The sequence below is a fragment of the Streptacidiphilus sp. MAP12-20 genome (genome assembly GCF_041262525.1).
GTDB lineage: Bacteria > Actinomycetota > Actinomycetes > Streptomycetales > Streptomycetaceae > Streptacidiphilus.
In genome coordinates this window covers 91486-110288 of sequence record NZ_JBGCCK010000026.1, presented here as the reverse complement: position 1 = coordinate 110288, position 18803 = coordinate 91486, and the positions used below count along the sequence as shown (strand labels likewise).

15 protein-coding genes and 1 pseudogene are annotated in these 18803 nt (G+C 73.4%); 7 read left to right on the top strand and 9 right to left on the bottom strand.

The features are described 5' to 3' along the window. The 4 genes and pseudogenes from ABIA32_RS28620 to ABIA32_RS28605 all read left to right on the top strand — a co-directional run. A pseudogene (locus tag ABIA32_RS28620) lies at positions 1 to 297 on the top strand (sugar ABC transporter substrate-binding protein); the annotation flags it as partial. Between the two features lie 90 nt (positions 298 to 387). Continuing rightward, on the top strand, positions 388 to 1329 hold the full coding sequence (locus ABIA32_RS28615; protein WP_370101549.1) for a carbohydrate ABC transporter permease: 942 nt from the start codon (positions 388 to 390) through the stop codon (positions 1327 to 1329). Between the two features lie 14 nt (positions 1330 to 1343). After that, positions 1344 to 2261 carry a carbohydrate ABC transporter permease gene (locus ABIA32_RS28610; protein ID WP_370101546.1) on the top strand — a complete coding sequence of 306 codons (918 nt, stop codon included), beginning with the start codon at positions 1344 to 1346 and terminating at the stop codon, positions 2259 to 2261. A gap of 105 nt (positions 2262 to 2366) precedes the next feature. After that, complete coding sequence (locus ABIA32_RS28605) at positions 2367 to 3821, top strand: glycoside hydrolase family 1 protein (RefSeq protein ID WP_370101566.1); 1455 nt, start codon at positions 2367 to 2369, stop codon at positions 3819 to 3821. A 139-nt stretch (positions 3822 to 3960) separates the two neighbouring features. Here the strand turns inward: ABIA32_RS28605 and atzF are convergent, their stop codons facing one another. Genes atzF through ABIA32_RS28585 form a run of 4 tightly spaced genes read right to left on the bottom strand, consistent with a single transcriptional unit; the run spans position 3961 to position 10598 of the window. Beyond that, positions 3961 to 5637, bottom strand: coding sequence for an allophanate hydrolase (gene atzF / locus ABIA32_RS28600; protein WP_370101543.1), 1677 nt, complete (start codon positions 5635 to 5637; stop codon positions 3961 to 3963). Then, a complete protein-coding gene (uca, locus tag ABIA32_RS28595) occupies positions 5634 to 9188 on the bottom strand; it encodes an urea carboxylase (RefSeq protein WP_370101540.1) in 3555 nt (1184 codons plus the stop codon). Before uca ends, atzF begins: the two co-directional genes overlap by 4 nt. Beyond that, the gene (locus tag ABIA32_RS28590) at positions 9188 to 9793 is read right to left on the bottom strand and encodes an urea amidolyase associated protein UAAP2 (protein WP_370101538.1); all 606 of its coding nucleotides are present in this window, start codon (positions 9791 to 9793) and stop codon (positions 9188 to 9190) included. The genes uca and ABIA32_RS28590 overlap by 1 nt, the downstream gene beginning before the upstream one ends. 1 nt (position 9794) lies before the next feature. Beyond that, complete coding sequence (locus ABIA32_RS28585) at positions 9795 to 10598, bottom strand: urea amidolyase associated protein UAAP1 (protein ID WP_370101535.1); 804 nt, start codon at positions 10596 to 10598, stop codon at positions 9795 to 9797. Positions 10599 to 10763: 165 nt separating this feature from the next. Between ABIA32_RS28585 and ABIA32_RS28580 the strand changes: the two genes are divergently transcribed. Beyond that, the gene (locus tag ABIA32_RS28580) at positions 10764 to 11489 is read left to right on the top strand and encodes a TetR/AcrR family transcriptional regulator (protein WP_370101532.1); all 726 of its coding nucleotides are present in this window, start codon (positions 10764 to 10766) and stop codon (positions 11487 to 11489) included. A gap of 17 nt (positions 11490 to 11506) precedes the next feature. On the opposite strand, the gene ABIA32_RS28575 is transcribed toward ABIA32_RS28580, so the two are convergent. The 4 genes from ABIA32_RS28575 to ABIA32_RS28560 form a co-directional block, all read right to left on the bottom strand. Continuing rightward, positions 11507 to 13048 (bottom strand): amino acid permease, encoded by a 1542-nt coding sequence (locus tag ABIA32_RS28575; protein ID WP_370101529.1) that lies wholly within the window; start codon positions 13046 to 13048, stop codon positions 11507 to 11509. A gap of 359 nt (positions 13049 to 13407) precedes the next feature. Beyond that, positions 13408 to 14025, bottom strand: coding sequence for a hypothetical protein (locus ABIA32_RS28570; protein WP_370101527.1), 618 nt, complete (start codon positions 14023 to 14025; stop codon positions 13408 to 13410). A 106-nt stretch (positions 14026 to 14131) separates the two neighbouring features. Beyond that, complete coding sequence (locus tag ABIA32_RS28565) at positions 14132 to 14884, bottom strand: glycerophosphodiester phosphodiesterase (RefSeq protein ID WP_370101525.1); 753 nt, start codon at positions 14882 to 14884, stop codon at positions 14132 to 14134. A gap of 92 nt (positions 14885 to 14976) precedes the next feature. Then, positions 14977 to 15168, bottom strand: a complete 192-nt coding sequence (locus ABIA32_RS28560; protein WP_370101522.1) for a hypothetical protein — start codon at positions 15166 to 15168, stop codon at positions 14977 to 14979. A 294-nt stretch (positions 15169 to 15462) separates the two neighbouring features. Here ABIA32_RS28560 and ABIA32_RS28555 point away from each other — a divergent pair, with 294 nt between their 5' ends. Both ABIA32_RS28555 and ABIA32_RS28550 read left to right on the top strand, forming a co-directional pair. Then, positions 15463 to 15909, top strand: a complete 447-nt coding sequence (locus ABIA32_RS28555; RefSeq protein WP_370101563.1) for a DUF5709 domain-containing protein — start codon at positions 15463 to 15465, stop codon at positions 15907 to 15909. A gap of 152 nt (positions 15910 to 16061) precedes the next feature. Further along, on the top strand, positions 16062 to 17756 hold the full coding sequence (locus ABIA32_RS28550; protein ID WP_370101519.1) for a sigma-70 family RNA polymerase sigma factor: 1695 nt from the start codon (positions 16062 to 16064) through the stop codon (positions 17754 to 17756). A gap of 10 nt (positions 17757 to 17766) precedes the next feature. On the opposite strand, the gene ABIA32_RS28545 is transcribed toward ABIA32_RS28550, so the two are convergent. Further along, positions 17767 to 18732, bottom strand: a complete 966-nt coding sequence (locus ABIA32_RS28545; protein WP_370101516.1) for a VOC family protein — start codon at positions 18730 to 18732, stop codon at positions 17767 to 17769. Between the last annotated feature and the right edge of the window lie 71 nt (positions 18733 to 18803).

The following is an 18803-nucleotide window of genomic DNA, read 5'->3' as shown; positions in this document are numbered from 1 at the left end:
GCACCGGCCCAACAGGCCAAGGTCTTCCAGTCGGTGGGCAACATCCCCTCCAACACGGGCGCGTACAGCCTGCCCGGGGTGACCGACTTCAAGAACCCCTTCATCGGCCCGAACGCTCCGACCGGCCAGATCTTCTCCACGGCGGCCAAGGCGATCCAGCCCGCCGAGATCGGCCCGCACGCCGGTGACCTGCAGAACGACTTCAGCAACGGCATCCTGCTGGTCGAGCAGAACCACAAGAGCGCGACCGACGCCTGGAACACCACCGTCCAGCAGATCGACAGCAGCATCCAGTAGCCGTCAGCAGTCCGCCACCGCGACAACTCCGGTTGCCCGCCCGCACACACGGGCGGGCAACCGGCTGCACCCCCTGGAAGGAGCCCGCACGTGGCCACCTCAGAACGCCGGCAGGTCTGGCGCAGCCGCCTCTACCGCTGGGACACCAAGGGCTCCCCCTACGCGTACATCGCGCCGTTCTTCCTCGTCTTCGCCGCCTTCGGGCTGTTTCCGCTGCTCTACACCGGCTGGCTCTCGCTGCACCAGGTGAGCCTCTACAACGTCGACCAGTCGACCTGGGTGGGCCTCGGCAACTTCACCGACCTGTTCAGCGGCGCGCCCAGCCACTTCTTCTGGAACGCCCTCGGCAACACCGTCACGCTGGGCGTGCTCTCCACCGTGCCGCAGCTGTTGACGGCCCTGGGCCTGGCCCATCTGCTCAACTACAAGATGCGCGGCAGCGCCTTCTTCCGCACCGCCCTGCTCGCCCCCTACGCCACCTCGGTGGCGGCGGCCACCCTCGTCTTCGCGCTGATCTTCAGCCCCGAGGGGGGGATGGCCAACTGGCTCCTCAGCCTCTTCGGCGCGGCGCCGGTGCACTGGGAGGCCGGACGCTGGACCTCGCAGATCGCCATCGCCGTCATCGTCACCTGGCGCTGGACCGGCTACAACGCCCTGATCTACCTGGCCGCCATGCAGGCCGTGCCCGGTGATCTGTACGAGGCGGCGGCACTTGACGGCGCGTCACGCTGGAAGCAGTTCCTGCACGTCACCATCCCCGCTCTGCGGCCGACCATCCTGTTCACGGTCGTCGTCTCCACCATCGGCGCCACCCAACTCTTCGGCGAGCCCTACCTCTTCGGCGGTCAGAGCGGGCACCAGGGCGGCGCCGCCAACCAGTACGAAACGCTCGGCGTGCTCATGTACGACCAGGGGTTCCGCAACAGCATGCTCGGCCGCGCCTCCGCGATCGCCTGGATCATGTTCGCGCTGCTGGTCCTCCTCGGAGCGGCCAACGCCCTTGTCGCCCGCCGCCTGCGCCGCTCACAGTGACGGGGAGAGAACCCATGACCACCACCCAGCTGCCCCTCTCCCCCACGTCGGCGCCGCCCGCCGCGCGACGCCGGCTCCCCCTGCGCGGCCCGGGCGCGGGACGCCAGCACCACGCCGGTCCTGTCGCCTACCTCGTCCTCGGACTCGTCGCGCTGGCCTCGCTCTTCCCGCTGTACTGGACCCTGGTCGCGGCCTCGACCGATTCGCACCGCGTGGTGTCCACGCCGCCACCGCTGGTGCCGGGCGGAAACCTGTTCAAGAACCTCGACTACGTCTGGCACAACGCCGGCGGCCGGGGCATGGGCGTCGCACTGCTCAACTCCACGCTCGTGGCCGGTTCCGTCACCCTGGGCACGGTCGCCTTCTCGGTGCTGGCGGGCTTCGCCTTCGCCAAGCTCCAGTTCCGCGGCCGCGGCGTGCTGATGGCCCTGGTCGTCGCCACCCTCGCGGTGCCCGCGCAGCTCAGCGTCGTCCCGCTGTTCATCCTGATGCACAACCTCGGCCTCGGAAACCATCTCGGCGCGCTGATCCTGCCGACCCTGGTCACCGCCTTCGGCGTCTTCTTCATGCGTCAGTACCTGGTCCAGGCACTGCCCACGGAGTTGCTGGAAGCGGCCAGGATGGACGGCGCGAGTTCGCTGCGCACGGTCTGGCACGTGGTCGTCCCGATCGCCCGGCCGGCCATGGCGGTGCTCGGCATGCTCACCTTCGTGCAGTCCTGGAACGACTTCCTGTGGCCGATCATCGCCATGAACGGCTCCACCAACCCCACCGTCCAGGTCGCCCTGGCCGGACTTGGCACCGGCTGGTCCACCGACTGGTCCGTCATCATGGCCGGCGCGCTGATCGGCACCCTGCCCCTGCTGCTCGTCTTCGTCCTGTTCGGCAAGCACATCGTCGGCGGCATCACCCAAGGCGCCATCAAGGGCTGAGCCCTGTCGCAGCTGACGCCCGCCGCCGTGCCCTGCTTCCCTCCCCCTCCCCCTCAGGAGAGCTTCCTCGTGATGCCCGCACCCTCCGCCACGTCCCAGCCCACCATGCCCGTGCCCGAGCCCGAGGCCGACCGGCGGCTCGCCTTCCCCACCGGCTTCCTGTGGGGCGCCGCGACCGCCGCCTACCAGGTCGAGGGCTTCGCCGCCGAGGACGGCCGGACCCCCTCGATCTGGGACACCTTCAGCCATACGCCCGGCAAGGTCGCTGGTGGCGACACCGGTGACGTGGCTGTCGAGCACTACCACCGCTACCGCGAGGACGTCGCGCTGATGCGCGAACTCGGGCTGAAGGCCTACCGCTTCTCGGTCTCCTGGTCCCGGGTGCAGCCGACCGGCCGCGGCCCGGCCGTCCAGCGCGGTCTGGACTTCTACCGGCGCCTGGCCGACGAGCTGCGCGAGGGCGGCATCGAGCCGGTGGCCACCCTCTACCACTGGGACCTGCCGCAGGATCTCGAGGACGCGGGCGGCTGGCCGCACCGGGACACGGCGGAGCGCTTCGGCGAGTACGCCTCCCTGGTCGCGCAGGCGCTCGGCGACCGGGTCGGGACGTGGACCACGCTCAACGAGCCGTGGTGCTCGGCCTTCCTGGGATACGGATCGGGCGTCCATGCCCCGGGGCGCACCGACCCGGGTGACGCGCTCCGCGCCGCACACCACCTGAACCTCGGCCACGGCCGTGCCCTGGCCGCCCTGCGCGCCCAGCTCCCCGCCGAGGCGCGCATCGCGATCAGCCTGAACCTGCACCAGGTCCGCGCGCTGACCGACAGCGAGGCCGACCGCGACGCGGCCCGCCGGATCGACGCGGTCGGCAACCGCGTCTTCACCGGCCCGCTGCTGAGCGGCGGTTACCCCGCCGACCTGCGCGCCGACACCGCGCGCCTGGTCGACTGGGACGCGCTGGTCCGCCCCGGCGACGAGCCGGCCATCGGCGCGCGGATCGATCTGCTCGGCATCAACTACTACACGCCGACCCTGGTCTCCGCCCCGGCGGAGGGAGCCGAGCTGCCCCCGCGCGAGTCCGCCCGCAACGACGCGCACGGCGTCAGCGACCATTCCCCCTGGCCCGGTTCGGAGCACGTCGTCTTCCATCAGCCGCCGGGCGAGACCACCGCGATGAACTGGTCGGTCGACCCGACCGGCCTCTACGACCTGCTCACGGACGTCGGCCGGGCGCACCCCCACCTGCCCCTGCTCGTCACGGAGAACGGCGCGTCGTATCCGGACGAGCTCACCCCCGACGGCCACGTCCACGACCCGGAGCGGACCGCCTACATCCACGCCCATCTGGCGGCCGTGCACCGGGCGATGGCCGAAGGCGTGGACGTGCGGGGGTACTTCCTCTGGTCCCTGCTGGACAACTTCGAATGGGCCTACGGCTACGCGAAGCGCTTCGGCGCGATCTACGTCGACTACCCGACGCAGCGCCGCGTCCTCAAGGACAGCGCACGCTGGTACGCGGACGCCATCCGCGCGAACGCGCTGCCGCCTGTCGCCGGGTAGTCGGCGGCGCGTGGACTCAGGCCGGGTCGAGCGGCTGTGCGACCCGGCCTGCCCGTGCGACCCGGACTACGGCGGCCAGCACGACCCTCGCGAACCCGATCAATCAACGGGCCTGCCTGACGGCTTGCCGGGCCGCCGCTCACGAGTGAGCCTGCGCCGCGAGGTAGGCGCGCCAGCCGCCGTAGGCGGTGATGTCGGCCGTGTCCCGCAGCGCCGTCGGCTCGCAGAGGAAGCCGGCCGCGTTGCTGCCGTCCGCCAAGCGGACGCTGCCGATGGCCATCGGTCTCGGCAGCTCGGCCACCAGTCGGCCGAGCCCCTCCGGAGGCAGCTCCCAGACCTCGGCCTCGATCGCCGCACCGCCCTCGGCCACCCGCGCAAGTCCCGGTTTGGGCGGGCTGGTCGCCAGCCGGTGCAGCCGGTACTCGGGCGTGGTGGTCGTGCAGGCCACGAGTCTGCCGCCCAGGGCCAGCAGCTGTCCGTTCAGCGGCTGGCCGCTGAGGTGGGCGCCCACGACCGCCAGCCGCAGCGCGACCGGGCGCGGGTCGAGCAGCCTCGCGACCGCGCCCAGCCGGAGCTCGGTCTCCGGGCGACCGATCAGCATGACGCCGAAAGGGAGGCCGTCGACCGTCCCGGCGGGCACGGCCAGCGCGCAGAGGCCGAAGAGGTTGGTCGAGTTGGTGAAGCGTCCCAGCCGGGCATTGGCCCCGATCGGGTCGATGGCGACCTCGGCCAGGGTGGGGTGTCCGGGGGTGGTGGGGAGCAGCAACGCGTCGACCTCGCCGAGACCGGTCATCGCGGCGGCGCGGAGGCGGGCGAGCTCCTCACGGTCGGCGAAGAGGCGGTGGGCGGGGATGTCGCGGGCCGCGCCGACGATCGCGGCGACAGTCGGATCGAGATCGTCCTTGCCCGCGTGGGCGTCGATGAACTCACCCACGGCGGTGTAGCGCTCGGCGACGAAGGCCCCCTCGTAGAGCAGCGCGGCCGCGCGGTCGAAGGGCGACAGGTCGATCGGCTGGAGCTCGGCGCCCGCGGCGGCGAGGCGGTCGACCGTGCGCGTCCAGGCCGCCGCCCAGCCGGGATCGAGTTCGCCGAGCTGGTCGAGGCGGGGCACCGCCACCCGCCAGGACCCGGGGCGGCGCGCCGGCGGCTCGGGTGGGGCGTCGCGCAGCAGCGCGTGGGCCTGCTCCGCCTCGCCGAGCGTGCGGGCGAAGACGCTGACGCAGTCGAGGCTGCGGCAGGCCGGGACAACCCCCGTGGTGGGGACCGCGCCGGGCGTCGGCTTCAGGCCGACGACGCCGTTGAGCGCGGCGGGCACCCGGCCCGAGCCCGCCGTGTCCGTGCCGAGCGCCAGGTCGACGATACCCAGGGCGACCGCGACAGCGCTGCCCGAACTCGACCCACCCGAGATCCGTTCGGGGGCGAGGGCGTTGCGCACCGCGCCGTAGGGGCTGCGGGTGCCGACCAGACCGGTGGCGAACTGGTCGAGGTTGGTGGTGCCCAGCACCAAGGCCCCGGCGCTGCGCAGCCGGGCCACCGCGACGGCGTCCTGCTCCGGGCGGTAGGCGTAGCCGGGGCAACCGGCAGTGGTGGGCAGCCCGGCGACGTCGATGTTGCCCTTCACGGCCAGGACCGTTCCCGCCAGCGGCAGTCGCTCTCCTGCCGTCGCTCTCGCGTCCAGCTCGCGGGCCTCGGCCTCGACCTCGGCCTGCGGGCGCAGGTCGATCCAGATCTCCGGCCGGTCCGCCTCGGCGTTGCGCGCGTACGCGGCGCGGACGCGCGCGAGGGCGACTCCCTGCCGATCCCGACGACCGCTCATGCGGCTGCCTCCTGTTCCTCGCTGATCACCAGCAGCGGCGCCCCGGCCTCCACCTGGTCTCCGGCCCTGACCAGCAACCGGGTGACGATACCGTCCTGAGGTGCCGTCAGCACCGACTCCATCTTCATCGCCTCCAGCGCCAGCAGCCGCTCACCCTTGACGACGCGCTGACCCGGCGCGACGTCGACCTTCCAGACGCAGCACGGGAATCCGGCCTCCACCAGCGCCCCGCCCTCCGGCACGGCGACCTCCTCGGCGGCGGGCGCCGCGGCGAGCACCTGTTCGGCCCGGTCGAACTCACCGGCCAGCTCCCAGGCGTGTCGCTCGGCTGCGAAGGCCCCGGCCTGCCGCTCCTGGAACGCGGCGATGTCGGCGGCGTTCTCCGCCAGGAAGCGCAGGTGGTCGGCGAGGGCGAACTCACCGTCCTCCACCTTCAGTTCGAGCCGCCCTGCCGCCATGTCCGCGCGCAGCTCCAGCAGCTCGTCCGCCTCGACCGGGTACCAGCGGATCCGGTCGAAGAAGCGCAGCAGCCACGGCGTCCCCTGCTCGAACGGGCCGCGCTGCTGCCAGCCCGACCAGACCTGGACGGTCCTGCCCACGAACTGGTAGCCGCCCGGGCCCTCCATGCCGTAGACGCACAGGTAGGCGCCGCCGATGCCGACGGAGTTCTCGGCCGTCCAGGTGCGCGCCGGGTTGTACTTGGTGGTGACGAGGCGGTGTCGGGGGTCAAGCGGGGTGGCGACCGGCGCGCCCAGGTAGACGTCGCCGAGGCCGAGCACCAGGTACTCGGCGTCGAAGACGGTGCGGTGGACGTCGTCGACGTCGGCCAGGCCGTTGATCCGGCGGATGAACTCGATGTTCCAGGGGCACCAGGGCGCGTCCTCGCGCACCCCGGCCATGTAGCGGGCGATCGCCTCGCGGGTCGCCGGGTCGTCCCAGGACAGCGGCAGGTGGACCACCCGGGAGGGGACGCGCAGCTCACCGGTCGGCGGCAACCGCTCCTCGGCCTGCCGGACCAGCGGCAGGAGCCGGTCCAGCGGCAGCACCGCCGGATCGGTGTGGATCTGCAGCGATCGGATCCCCGGGGTGAGATCCACGACGCCGGGCGCGGCGAGCTCGGCGAGGTCAGCGGCGAGGGCGTGGACGCGCATCCGCAGCGCGAGGTCGAGCTGCATCGGGCCGTACTCGACGAGGAGGTTGTCGTCGCCGTTGCGCCGATAGGTGACCTCGGGCCGGTCCCGGTCCGGCTGCGCCGGTGTGCGGGCGAGAACTCCGCCGTCCACGACGGCTGCGCGGGTGGCCCCGTCGAGGGTGACCGGACGGAACGAGACGGAGTCCCCGGGGCGCAGCTGGCCCAGCTTCCACCGCTCGGCGGTGACGACCGTGGCGGGGCAGACGAAGCCGCCGAGCGAGGGCCCGTCCGGGCCGAGCAGGACCGGCATGTCTCCGGTGTAGTCGACGGCCCCCACGGAGTAGGGCGTGTCGTGGATGTTGGAGGGATGCAGTCCCGCCTCGCCACCGTCGCGGCGGGCCCAGCCGGGCTTCGGCCCGACCAGACGGACTCCGGTGCGGGCGCTGTTGAAGTGCACCTTCCAGTCGGCGGCGTAGAAGGCCTCGATGTCCTGCTCGGTGAAGAACTCAGGGGCGGCGTGCGGTCCTTCGGCGGCCGCGAGCTCCCAGGCGTGGGTGAAGTCTGGGCGTTCGGTGACGGGCACCGAGACAGCCCCGACGACGCCCGAGCCGCCGTGCAGGACATCCCCGGCTCGCAGGGCCCGGCCACCGTGGCCGCCGAAGCGGCCGAGGGTGAAGGTGGCGGCACTGCCCAGAAACTCGGGCAGGTCCAGTCCGCCGGCGACGAGCAGATAGCTGCGCAGCCCGGTGGAGTGCGGTGCGGCGACGGCCAGTTCGCCGCCTGCCGGCACGGTGACGGGCTCCCACTGCGTCACCGGCGTTCCGTCCAGCGTGACCGCGGTCGGCGCGCCGGTGACGCAGACGGTGGTGGCGTGGGTGAAGCGCAGCACCGGGCCCTCCAGCGTGCATTCCAGGCCGGGAGCGCCCTCCGGGTTGCCGAGCGCCCGGTTGCCGAGACGGAAGGAGAGATCATCCATGGGACCGCAGGGCGGCACCCCGACGTGCCAGTAGCCGGTCCGGCCCGGCCAGTCCTGGACGGTGGTGAGGGTGCCGGGGCGCACCACCTCGATCCGGGGCGTGGGGTCGGCGACGTGGGCGAGGGTCGCGGTGGTGTGCCGGGCCTCGCGGACGGGTGCGGCGGCCACGGCGGCGCGCAGCAGGCCCAGGTTGGTCTCGATGCCGTCGACGCGGGTGTCCGCGAGGGCGGCGTCCAGCCGGTCCAGCGCCAGGGTGCGGTCCTCGCCGTGGGCGATGATCTTGGCGAGCATCGGATCGTAGCTGGTGCCCACCTCGGTGCCGGCCTCCACCCAGGTGTCCACGCGCACGCCTTCCGGCAGGCGTACCCGGGTCAGCAGCCCGGCGCTCGGACGGTGGTCACGGCTGGGGTCCTCGGCGTAGACGCGCACCTCGACGGCGTGACCGCGCGGGGCGCCCACCGGGCGCACCACCTCGCGCTCGCCCTGGGCGAGCCTCAGCATCCACTCCACCAGATCCACCCGGTACACCGCCTCGGTGACCGGATGCTCGACCTGGAGGCGGGTGTTGACCTCCAGGAAGTACGCCTCCTCGCGGGCGGCGTCGTAGACGTACTCGACGGTCCCCGCGGAGCGGTAGTGCTGCGCGGCACACAGGTCCACGGCGGACGCGGCGATCCCCGCGCGGACCGCCTCCGGCAGCCCGGGGGCGGGGGCCTCCTCCAGCACCTTCTGGTTGCGGCGTTGCAGCGAGCAGTCGCGGTCCCCCAGTGCGACGACACGTCCGGCGCCGTCGCCGAACACCTGGACCTCGACGTGGCGGGCGTGCTCCACCAGCCGTTCCAGGAAAAGGCCCGAGCCGGCGAAGCTCGCTGCCGCGACCCGCTGGACGCTGTCCCAGGCCTCGGCGAGCTGTTCCGGCCCGTGGCAGGCCCGCATGCCGATGCCACCGCCTCCGCCGGTCGCCTTGAGCATCACCGGGTAGCCCAGCATGGCGGCCGCGTCCAGGGCTGCGGGGAGGTCGGGAAGCAGGCCGGTGCCCGGCAGCAGCGGAACACCGGCGGCTTCGGCCGCCGCGCGAGCGGTGTGCTTGGCGCCGAAGACTTCGAGCTGCCCTGGCGTCGGGCCGACGAAGACGAGTCCGGCGGCCTCGACGCGCCTGGCGAAGTCGGCGTCCTCGGAGAGGAAGCCGTAGCCGGGGTGGATCGCGCCCGCGCCGCTGTCCAGGGCGGCCTGCAGCACCAGATCGCCCCGCAGATAGCTGTCCTTCGCGGCGGCCGGGCCCAGCCGGACGGCGTGGTCGGCGAGCCGGACGTGCGGGGCACCGCGGTCGGGGTCGGAGTGGGCGGCCACCGTGCGCAGCCCGAGTCGGCGGGCGGTCCGCAGGATCCGGACGGCGATCTCTCCTCGGTTGGCGATGAGCAAGGTGTCGAAGGCGGCGGCCATCACGTCTCCGGTCCGGTGATCGTCATGAGGACGGGGGTGGGGTCGAAGCCATTGCAGGGGTTGTTGACCTGCGGGCAGTTGGAGACCAGCACCAGCACCTCGCGCTCGGCCCGCAGGGACAGCGAGAGCCCGGGGGCGGAGAGCCCGTCGACGATGCCGAGCGTGCCGTCCGACTCGACCGGCACGTTCATGTACCAGTTGACGTTGCTCACCAGATCACGCTTGCCCAGCCCCCAACGCGCGCCCTCGGCGAGGAAGTTCTCCACGCAGGCATGCTGCGGCCAGGTGTGGTGGCCGTAGCGCAGGGTGTTGGACTCCTTGCTGCACGCGCCGCCCACCGTGTCGTGGCGGCCGACCTCGTCCGCGGTCACGGTCATCAGCGGGGTGTGCTCGTTGGACATCAGCACGCCGCCGGTGGTGAGGAAGATGCCGCCCTGGGCCTGGAGGGTGTCCGCCGCGCTGTAGCGGACGGCGGTGTCCGCGGCGTCGTAGACGAGGAAGTCCACGGCCTGGTTGCCGTGCAGGTCGGTGATGGTCAGCGTGCCGCCCGCGGGGATCACCGCGGACCAGGCGGCGCGGGCGGGGACGATGGTTTCCGTCGTCATGTCAGACTCCCCTGGCGGCACAGAACTCGTCGGTGTTGGCGAAGGCCCTGCGGCTCTCGGGAGTGGCCTCCCTGATCGGGTCGCCCGGCCCGGTGGGTGCGCCGCGCCAGGCGGTGACCTCGAGCGGGCCGCAGTGGTAGGCGGGGTTCGGGTCCAGCGGGTGAGGGATGTTGGCGAGCAGCACGGTCAACGGCTGCTCCGCACGCAGCGTGAGCGAGGTGCCGGGACCGGCCGTGCCGACCCAGTCGAGCCCGCCGCCTTCCGCGACCCGGACGCCCTGGAAGAAGGAGACCGAGGGCGGCAGGTCGCGAGGGCCGAGCCCGTTCTTCGCGGCTGCCAGCAGCAGCAGTTCACGGCCGGCCGGGCTGGCGCTCTGCGGGCTGCCGTCGCCGTAGCGGGCCCGGTTGCGGGCGAGGGTGCTGGTGCCGCAGAGCGCGTCGTGGCGGCCCGAACTGTCCTCGGTGATGCTCGCCAGCACACGGCCCTGGTCGGAGAGGAGCAGGGCGCCGGGACCCAGGTAGGCGTTCCACTGGACCTTCACCGTGTCGGCGACGTTCAGCCGCTCCCAGGGCCGGTCGGCGACGTGGAGCAGCAGGTGGGCGCAGGCGGCGCCGAGGGGGTCGGCGAGCCGGAGCAGGCTGCCGCGCGCCAGCACCTTGTGGGTGTAGTTCCCGCCGGGGACGGTCTCCGCCCACACCAGGTCGTCGGCGGACACGCCGGCCGGTGGTGCGGGCCGTTCGACCGGGGCCTCCAGCGCGCGGGCGTGCGCGCGGGCGGCGTAGGTGGTGTCGGTCGCTGGGCTCACGGCAACCTCCGTGTCTCGGTGAAGTGCTGGGGACGGGTGCGTAATTTCTGTCGCTTGACAGAAATTAGGCGGGCGCGGCTTCGCGCCCGTTGCCCGCGCATTTCCCGCAGGTAAAGCCGCACCGCCGCCCGACCGGCCGGACACCCGCTGTGGGAGGATCAAGAAATGTCCACCAGCCCCGGATCCGGCACTCCCCCCAGCCGCGGCCGCGTCGGACGCCCACGCGCGCAGGGCCGGGCCGAGGACGGCCTCAGCGCCCGGGAGGGCGTGCTCGCCGCGGCCGCCGAGCTCTTCACCCGCCAGGGCTACGCGTCCACGACCACCCGCGCGATCGCCGAGGGCGCCGGACTGCGGCAGGCGTCGATGTACCACTACTTCGGCGGCAAGGAGGACATCCTCGCGGCGCTGCTGGAGGGCACCGTACGGCCCTCGCTCGACCTCGCCCGGCAGCTGCTGCTGCTGGCACCGGACGAGACCGCGGAGACGCGGCTGTGGGCGCTGTGCCGGGCGGACGTCGAACTGCTCTGCGGGGGTCCGCACAACCTCGGCGCGCTCTACCTGCTGCCGGAGACCGGCGCCTCGCGCTTCGCCGACTTCCGCCGCCTGCGCGACGAACTGCGCGCCGCCTACGCGGCGTTGTTCGCCGCGACGAAGGCCGGGCAGGCCCTGCCGGAGGCGGAGCGGGAGCTCCGCGCCGACCTCCTCTTCGGACTGATCGAGGGGGTCATCCTGATCCGCCGTCAGGCCGCCGAACACACGCCGCTCACCCTGCCCGAAGCGGCCGCGGACAGCGCGCTGCGCCTCGCCGGCACGACGGAGCGGCGGCTCGCCGACGCCTCGGCCCGGGGCGCGGCCCTGCTGCGCGAGCTCCGGCGGCCGCAGGAGCTCTGAGCAGGGCCGCCACCGCGTCACCGCACCGCGGCGCGCCTCCGGGTGCGGTGGGCCAGGACGCCGAGCAGCACCGCCGCGAGCAGGAACAGCACGGTGAACCACTGGAGGTACCAGTGCCCGCCCTGCGGGTCGTAGACGGCCGCGCGCGGCCAGGCCAGGTTCACCGCCATCGCCACCCCGTAGACCACCGCGAGGACGTTGATCGGCAGGCCCCAACGCCCGAGCGAGAACAGCGACCTGCCCGCCTCGTCCAGGCCCTCGTGGCCGCCGATCGGCCGCCGCCGCAGGCGGGTCAGCAGCATCGGTCCGGTCACCATCGCGTAGGCCAGGTACACCAGCACGATGCAGGTCGTCCCCAGCGCAAGGTACACCGACGGCGAGAAGAAGCTGAGCGCCATCACGGCCGCCGCCAGTACCCCGACCACCAGCGCCGGCGCGCTCGGCGTGCCGGTCCGCGACGAGACCGCCGCCAGTCGGCGCGACCCGGGCAGTTGACCGTCGCGGGCCATCGAGAAGACCATGCGCGCACCCGCCGTCTGGATCGCCAGCGTCGCCACGCAGACCGCCACCGCGACGTCGGCGAGCAGGACCCGGCCGAGACTGCCGCCGAGCCGGCTGGTCAGCACGTAGGAGAGTCCGTCGGTGGCGAGATGACCGTCCGTCAGGCTGGGCGCGGCCAGCAGGCCGCCGAGGATCACCAGCCCTCCCCCGACGCCCGCTGCCGCCACCGCACCGAGAATGGTGCGCGGCGCGGTCCGGCTCGGCGCCCGGGTCTCCTCGGACATCTCGCCCGCGCTGTCGAAGCCGACCAGCACGTACGCGGCGCTGAACGAGGCGATCAGGAAGAGTCCGAGGTAGCCGCCGCCGCTGTGCCCGGTGTGCAGCACGGCGCCCGGCCCGCGTCGGGTGTGCGTGAGCAACAGCAGCGCCATCACCACGATGCCGACCAGCTCGCAGGTCACCCCGATGCTGTTGATCCGGGACATCACCCGGATGTCCACCACGTTCACCACCGTCGTCAGCGCCAGCAGTACCAGCCCGAGCAGCACCGCGTTCTCCGCGCCGGTCGAGGTCGTCGGCGTCGGGTCTCCGCCGATGAGCTGGAAGCCCGACCAGACCGACGGCAGCACCACCTGGAGCGCCAGCGCGGCCGCGGACACGACGACGATCTGGCCGATGACCATCAGCCAGCCCGCGAACCAGCCGAAGGTCGGCGTGCTCAGCCGGGTCGACCACTGGTACACCGCACCGGAGATCGGATACCGGGCGGCGAGCTCGGCGAAGCAGGCCGCGACGGCGAGCTGACCGACCAGCACCAGCGGCCAGGTCCAGATGAAGGCAGCCCCGCCGAAGCCGAAGCCGAAGGCGAAGAACTGGAAGACGGTGGTCAGCACCGAGATGAAGGAGAACCCGGCCGCGAAGGAGGCGTATCGGCCGAGGCTGCGGTGCAGTTGCTGGCGATAGCCGAAGCCGGCCAGAACGGCCGCGTCACCGCCCTCGGGCGGGGACGCCTCGTCGGGCGAGGAGGGGAGGGTATGGACGACACCGGGCTCGGACATGAAGGGTCCCTGTCGCTGGAGAAGGGTGAGCTGGGGGCGGAGCGTTGGTGCGAGCGACAGGCTGTGGCACCCGTTGGCGGCGGGTCCGTGCGGTGGTTCGGCGCGGTCGGTCGGCGCGTGGTTCGCCGCGGTTGGCAGCCAGAGAAGCGGCCTTGTGTTTCCGGCGTGGCAACGGCGCGTTAAGGCTCGTGAACGACCGCGCCCGCGGCGGTTGCTAACCGCGCCGACGCGGTGGCGTCATCTCGGGGAAACGTCCCCGGCCTAATTTCTGTCAAGCGACAGGTATTACGGAGGGGCAGCGCGGCGTCGCCTCCCGGTGGCGGCCGGGGACGACAGATGCCGCCGCTGCCCCGCTCGCCTCAGCCCGTTGTGAGTGGCGCGTCGGCGAAGATCACTTCGAATTCCTCCAGACCGGTGACGGTGACATGGGCCTTGGCCGCGCCTTCACTGCGGGCCGCCGCCTGCGCGGAGCGCGACGCCTCAAGGGACGCCCGGTCCCGGAAGATCACCCCGACCGTGCCGCGGCCGTGGACCCGGTCGATGAAGAGCGTCGCCCCGCACATGCCGGGCAGCAGCTCCAGCTTGGGCAGCACCGACGCGGTGAACGTCTCGCCCAGCAGGTCGGCGTCGGCGGGGTCGAGCTCCATCCGGCTCAGCCGCATCCAGGCGCCGGGGCCGGGCTGCTCGCGCCGGTCGAAGACGACCACGTCCGCGTTGCTCACGGAGACGGTCGACGCGAAGGGCTGGAGCATGGCGGCCCGCTGCTCCGCGAGCGCGGCGTCACTGTTCAGTCGGTCCTGCTCGGTCTTCCACAGCGTGCCCATGGCCAGCTTGCCGAGCCCCCGGTCGGCGAAGAGCGCGAAGCCGACGTATCCCGGCTGTGCGGCGACCAACGGGCGGCCCTCGGTGCTGAGTGCCTCGATGGTGGTGTCGATCTTGGCCGGGTCGCCGGTCGCGTAGATCATGCGTACGAACATGGCACCTCCCAGTGTTCTGGTGCCTCGATCCTCGATCTGACAGCTCCAGTCTTCTCCTGTGCCGTCGCGTCGGCGCGCCGGACCGAAGGGCCCTTCGGCCCTTCGATCAGACCGGTCGCGGCGCGGCGAGCGCGGCGAGCGCGCCGAGCAGCGTCGCCGGATCGTTCGTGATGATCACGTCCACGCCCATCGCCGCCACCCGGGACATCCGCGCGGCGCGGTCCACGGTCCAGACGCTGACGCCGAGGCCGCGCCGGTGGGCGCGGTCGACCAGGGTGCGGGTGAGCCGGTGGTGTTCGACGTTCAGGTACGCGGGGCGGATCCGGTCCAGCAGCCGCGCGCTCGGCAGGAACGGGGACTCCGAGGTCAACGCGATCCGCGCGGTCGGCTCGGCGTCGCGGATCAGCGCGAGCGCGGCGCGGTCACCGGCGAAGACGGCCGCGTTCAGGGCGCCGAGCTCCCGCACCAGGTCGAGCGCGGCGAGGCCCTCGGCCGGGGCCGGAACGTCGACCATCACCGTCGCGCCGTATCCCTGCGCGAGCTCGACGCCCTCGCGCAGCGTGGGGATCCGCTCGTCACCGGGCAGCCGCTGCAGCTCCGCCGCGCTCAGCGAGGCGACGGCGCGGGGATCGTTCCAGAGGCGGCGCAGCGTCGCGTCGTGGAGCAGCACCGGCGTGCCGCAGCGGGCGAGCCTGACGTCCACCTCGATCCAGTCGGCGCCCAGACCCAGGGCCGCGTCGAGTGCGGGCAGCGTGTTCTCGCGCGCCAGCCGCGGCGCCCCGCGATGGCCGACCACGAGCACCGGACGCCCGCCGCCCGGCCGCTCCCGGCGCGGGAGGGCCCGCTCGTCCGTCACCATGCCCGCCCCGCCGCCGCACGCCCCGCAGCCGCCCGCAGCGTGCCCGCCCGCACCGCTCCTGTCCGCACCGCTCCTGTCCGCACCGAGTCGCCTCAGGGCTGGGCGGGCTCGGGGGGATCGTCTCCTAGCCGCCGCAGTCCGATCAGTACGCCGAGCAGGCCCGCCTGTTCCGGGCTGAGCCGGCCCACGGCGTCCAGCATGGACATCGGCGCGGCGGGCTCCCCGCCCCCGACCGCCGCCGACGCCTCGGACTGATCCGACCGACCCGGCTGCTCCGGCCCCATTCCCGTCTCCGTTCGCTGTCGCCCGTCGCCTGTCCCCCGGCGTCCGGGCAGGCCCGCTCGGGCCTGGTCGACGCAGCATGACAGATCCGGCCGGATGCCGGTGAGCCTCCCGCACCGCGGACAGGTACCCAGCGGACAGGTACTCAGCCGCGCCCGGCGAGCCTGGCGCCCTGGGCCGTGCGGCGGGAGCGGGCGGAACGCCGGAGCTCGCGGCCGGGCCTGCGGATTCGGGCCGCTGGTGGGACCATCGAAGCAGCTTCGGAAGGGAGAAGGACCGTGTCGGACGACGGCTTGATGGGGGACGAGGTCTACCAGCCCAGCGGCTCCGACCAACAGGACGACGTCGGGCCCCTGGAGGCCGAGGACACCCTGGTCGACCGGGGCCTGGACTCGGTCCTGGACGAGGGCTACGCCCCGCCGGAGCGGCCCCTCGCCGTCGAGCACTTCGGGATCACCGCCGCTGAACAGCACGACCGCGAGACGCTGGACCGGCGTCTGGCGGCCGAGCTGCCGGAGGTCTGCGAGCCCGAGGGCGACGGCATCGGCGACACCTACGGCACCGACGCGGAGCTGATGGATCCGGAAGCCGGCGAGGCCAGAACCGGACGCCTGGTGGAGTGCTCGGGCTCGCGCAGTCACATGATCGCCGAGGACGCCGGCATCTCCGGCGGCGCCGCCACGGCCGAGGAGGCCGCCATGCACACCACCGACGACCCGGAAGCGGTCCTCGGCGGCTGGTGACCGGCTTTTATGCCCCGATCCCAGGGAACTGGAAGAACCGCGCGACTTTCTGTGACCCCCACCCCCTCCGTAGGGTCTCCTCTCACGTACGAGTGAGCCAGAGGTGACGGAGGGGCGCGGGGATGACAGGCGCGGGGATGACAGGCGCGGGGATGACCGGCACGGCAGCGGACGCGGAGCTGGTCGCAGCAGCGAAGGCCGGGCAGCAGGAGGCGCTGGACGAGCTGGTCGGCCGTTGCCTGCCGCTGGTCTACAACATCGTGGGCCGGGCGCTCTCCGGCCGCGCCGACGTGGACGACGTCGTGCAGGAGACGATGCTGCGCGTGCTGCGGGGCCTGCCCGGACTGCGCGACGAGCAGGCATTCCGGTCCTGGCTGGTAGCCGTGACGATGAACCAGATACGTCAGCACCGCCAGACCCGCCCCGTCGCGCCACGAGCCCTGGACGAACTCGCCGCCGTCGCCGACCCGGGCGCGGACTTCGCCGACCTGACCCTGACCCAGCTGGGCCTCTCCGGGCAGCGGCGGGAGACCGTCGAGGCGACGCGCTGGCTCGACGAGGACGACCAGGAACTGCTCTCGCTCTGGTGGCTGGTCACGGCCGGACACCTGGCCCGGGCCGAACTGGTGGCCGCGATGGGCCTGGACGCGCATCACGTGACGGTCAGGGTGGGCCGGATGCGGGCACAGCTCGACGCCGCGCGGGTGGTGGTGCGGGCGCTCGCCGCGACGCCGCGCTGCCCGGAACTGGCCCGCACGATCCGGATCTGGGACGGCAGGCCGAGCCCCCTGTGGCGCAAACGCCTGGCCCGCCACCTGCGCGAATGCGTGCACTGCGGGGCACTGGGCACGGACCTGGTCCCGGCGGAGCGGCTGCTGGTGAACCTCGCGCTGGTACCGCTCCCGCTAGGCTACGCGGCCTACCTGCTGGCCGGCGGGGCCCACGGCCTGCCGAGCGCCACCGTCGCCGCGACGGCGCCGCTGCCGCACCCGGTCCCGTCCCCGCGTCCCGGCGCGGGAGCCGGCCCCGGGCATGGTGCCGGTCCCGGTCATGGTGCCGGTCCCGTGTCGCATCGGCGCGGCCGTGCGGGCCGGGTTCCAGGCCGGGGTGGGCTGCTCAGTGGGCGGGCGCTGCTGCCCGCCGCCCTGGTCACGGCCACGGTCACCGCCGCCGTGGGCATCGGCGCGCTGGTCATCCACCTCAACAACACCGGGGCTGCGCCCCAGGGGCAGCCGAACGTCGCGGCGGCGGGCGCGAGCGCGGGCACACAGCCGGTCTCCGCCACGGCCTCCGGCTCCGCCTCTCCCGGCGTCACCGCCTCCGGCAGCCCACACGCCTCGCCGACCCCCTCGGCCAAGCCCTCCGCCGCCCGTACCACGCCCGCCGCCACCCACTCCGCCGCCCCGCCCGTGCTCAGCCCGGACGCGGCGGCCGCCGCTCAGGTCCTGACCGTCATCAACCAGGCCCGCGCCGCCCAGGGCCTCGCGCCGCTCCAGCTCTCGTCCGGCCTGGGCAGCAGCTCCGGCGCGCACAACCAGCGGATGGCGGCGGGCTGCGGTCTGTCGCACGGCTGTCCGGGCGAGGCCTCGCTCGGCGACCGCGAGACGGCGGCGGGCGTCCACTGGATGGCGGCCGGGGAGAACATCGGCACCGGCGGACCCGTCTCGGACTCCACGTCCGGTATCGCCGCCATGGCGGTCGGCCTCACCCGTTCGATGCTCGCCGAGCAGCCACCGAACGACGGTCACCGTCGCAACATCCTCAGCTCCGGCTTCCACCACATCGGCATCGCCGTGCTGCGCGACAGCTCCGGCAGCGTCTGGCTCACCCAGGACTTCTCCGACTGACCGAGCGGCGCTACTCCCCCTGCGGCGGCTGGATCAGCGAGAAGCGGGCGCCCTCCGGGTCCTGCAGCTCCACGAACAGGCCGTAGGGAGTCGGCCGCGGCGGCGCCAGCACCCGCCCGCCGAGCGCCACCGCGTCGACAGCCGCCCGCTCGATGTCCGTCACGGCGAAGCAGACCCGCCAGAAGGGGAGCGCGTCCGCGCCCGCCCCGGGCTCGTGCCCGCCGAGCGCGGCGATGCTCTGGCCGTCCACCCGCAGTACCACCCGCTCGTGCTCCCAGACCACCTCGCAGCGGCTCGACAGCTCCGGGTCCCAGTCCAGCACCTCACCGTAGAAGAGCGCCGCCTTGAAGGCGTCGGGCGTGCGCAGCTCGATCCAGGCCGGTACGCCGGTCAGCGGTGTCGCCGTCTGGGGCAGCTCCTCGTGGCCCTGCCAGAGCCCGAAGCTGGCCCCGTCGGGGTCGCGGGCGATCACGACGCGTCCGGCGTCGATGGACACCGGGCCCACCCCGACCGTTCCGCCCCGGTCCGCGATGCGCCGCGCGCTCTCGTGGGCGTCACGCACGCCGAAGAAGGTGGTCCAGCCGGTGGCGGCGGAGGAGTCGGTGATCGCGCTGATGCCCGCGACCCGGTGGCCTCCGGACATCACGTACGCGAACGGCCCGAGCCGCTCCGGCCCCTGGGCGAAGGTCCAGCCCAGCAGTCCGCCGTAGAAGCGCTCGGCCGCGTCGAGATCCCGCACGATGAGGCTGACCCAGGAGGGCGCACCCAGCACGCCCCGGGCGCGCGTGTCGCCCTGCGGCTGCTGCTCCGGACTGTCAGGGCTGTCAGGGCTGTCCGGGCTGTCAGGGCCGCCGGGCTCGGGAAGCGGCTCCGGACGGTCGGGCACCGGGCCCGGACGCGGCGGTCCCGGCACCGGCGAGGGATCGGTCGGCGGGGTGACGTCCGGATCGGGGTGTGTGGGGATACTGGCAGGCATCGGGGCCTCCGGGGCAGACAAGGGCGGCCGACCACCGGGGTCCGCCTCCGCCTGAACGTCGCTGCTGCCTC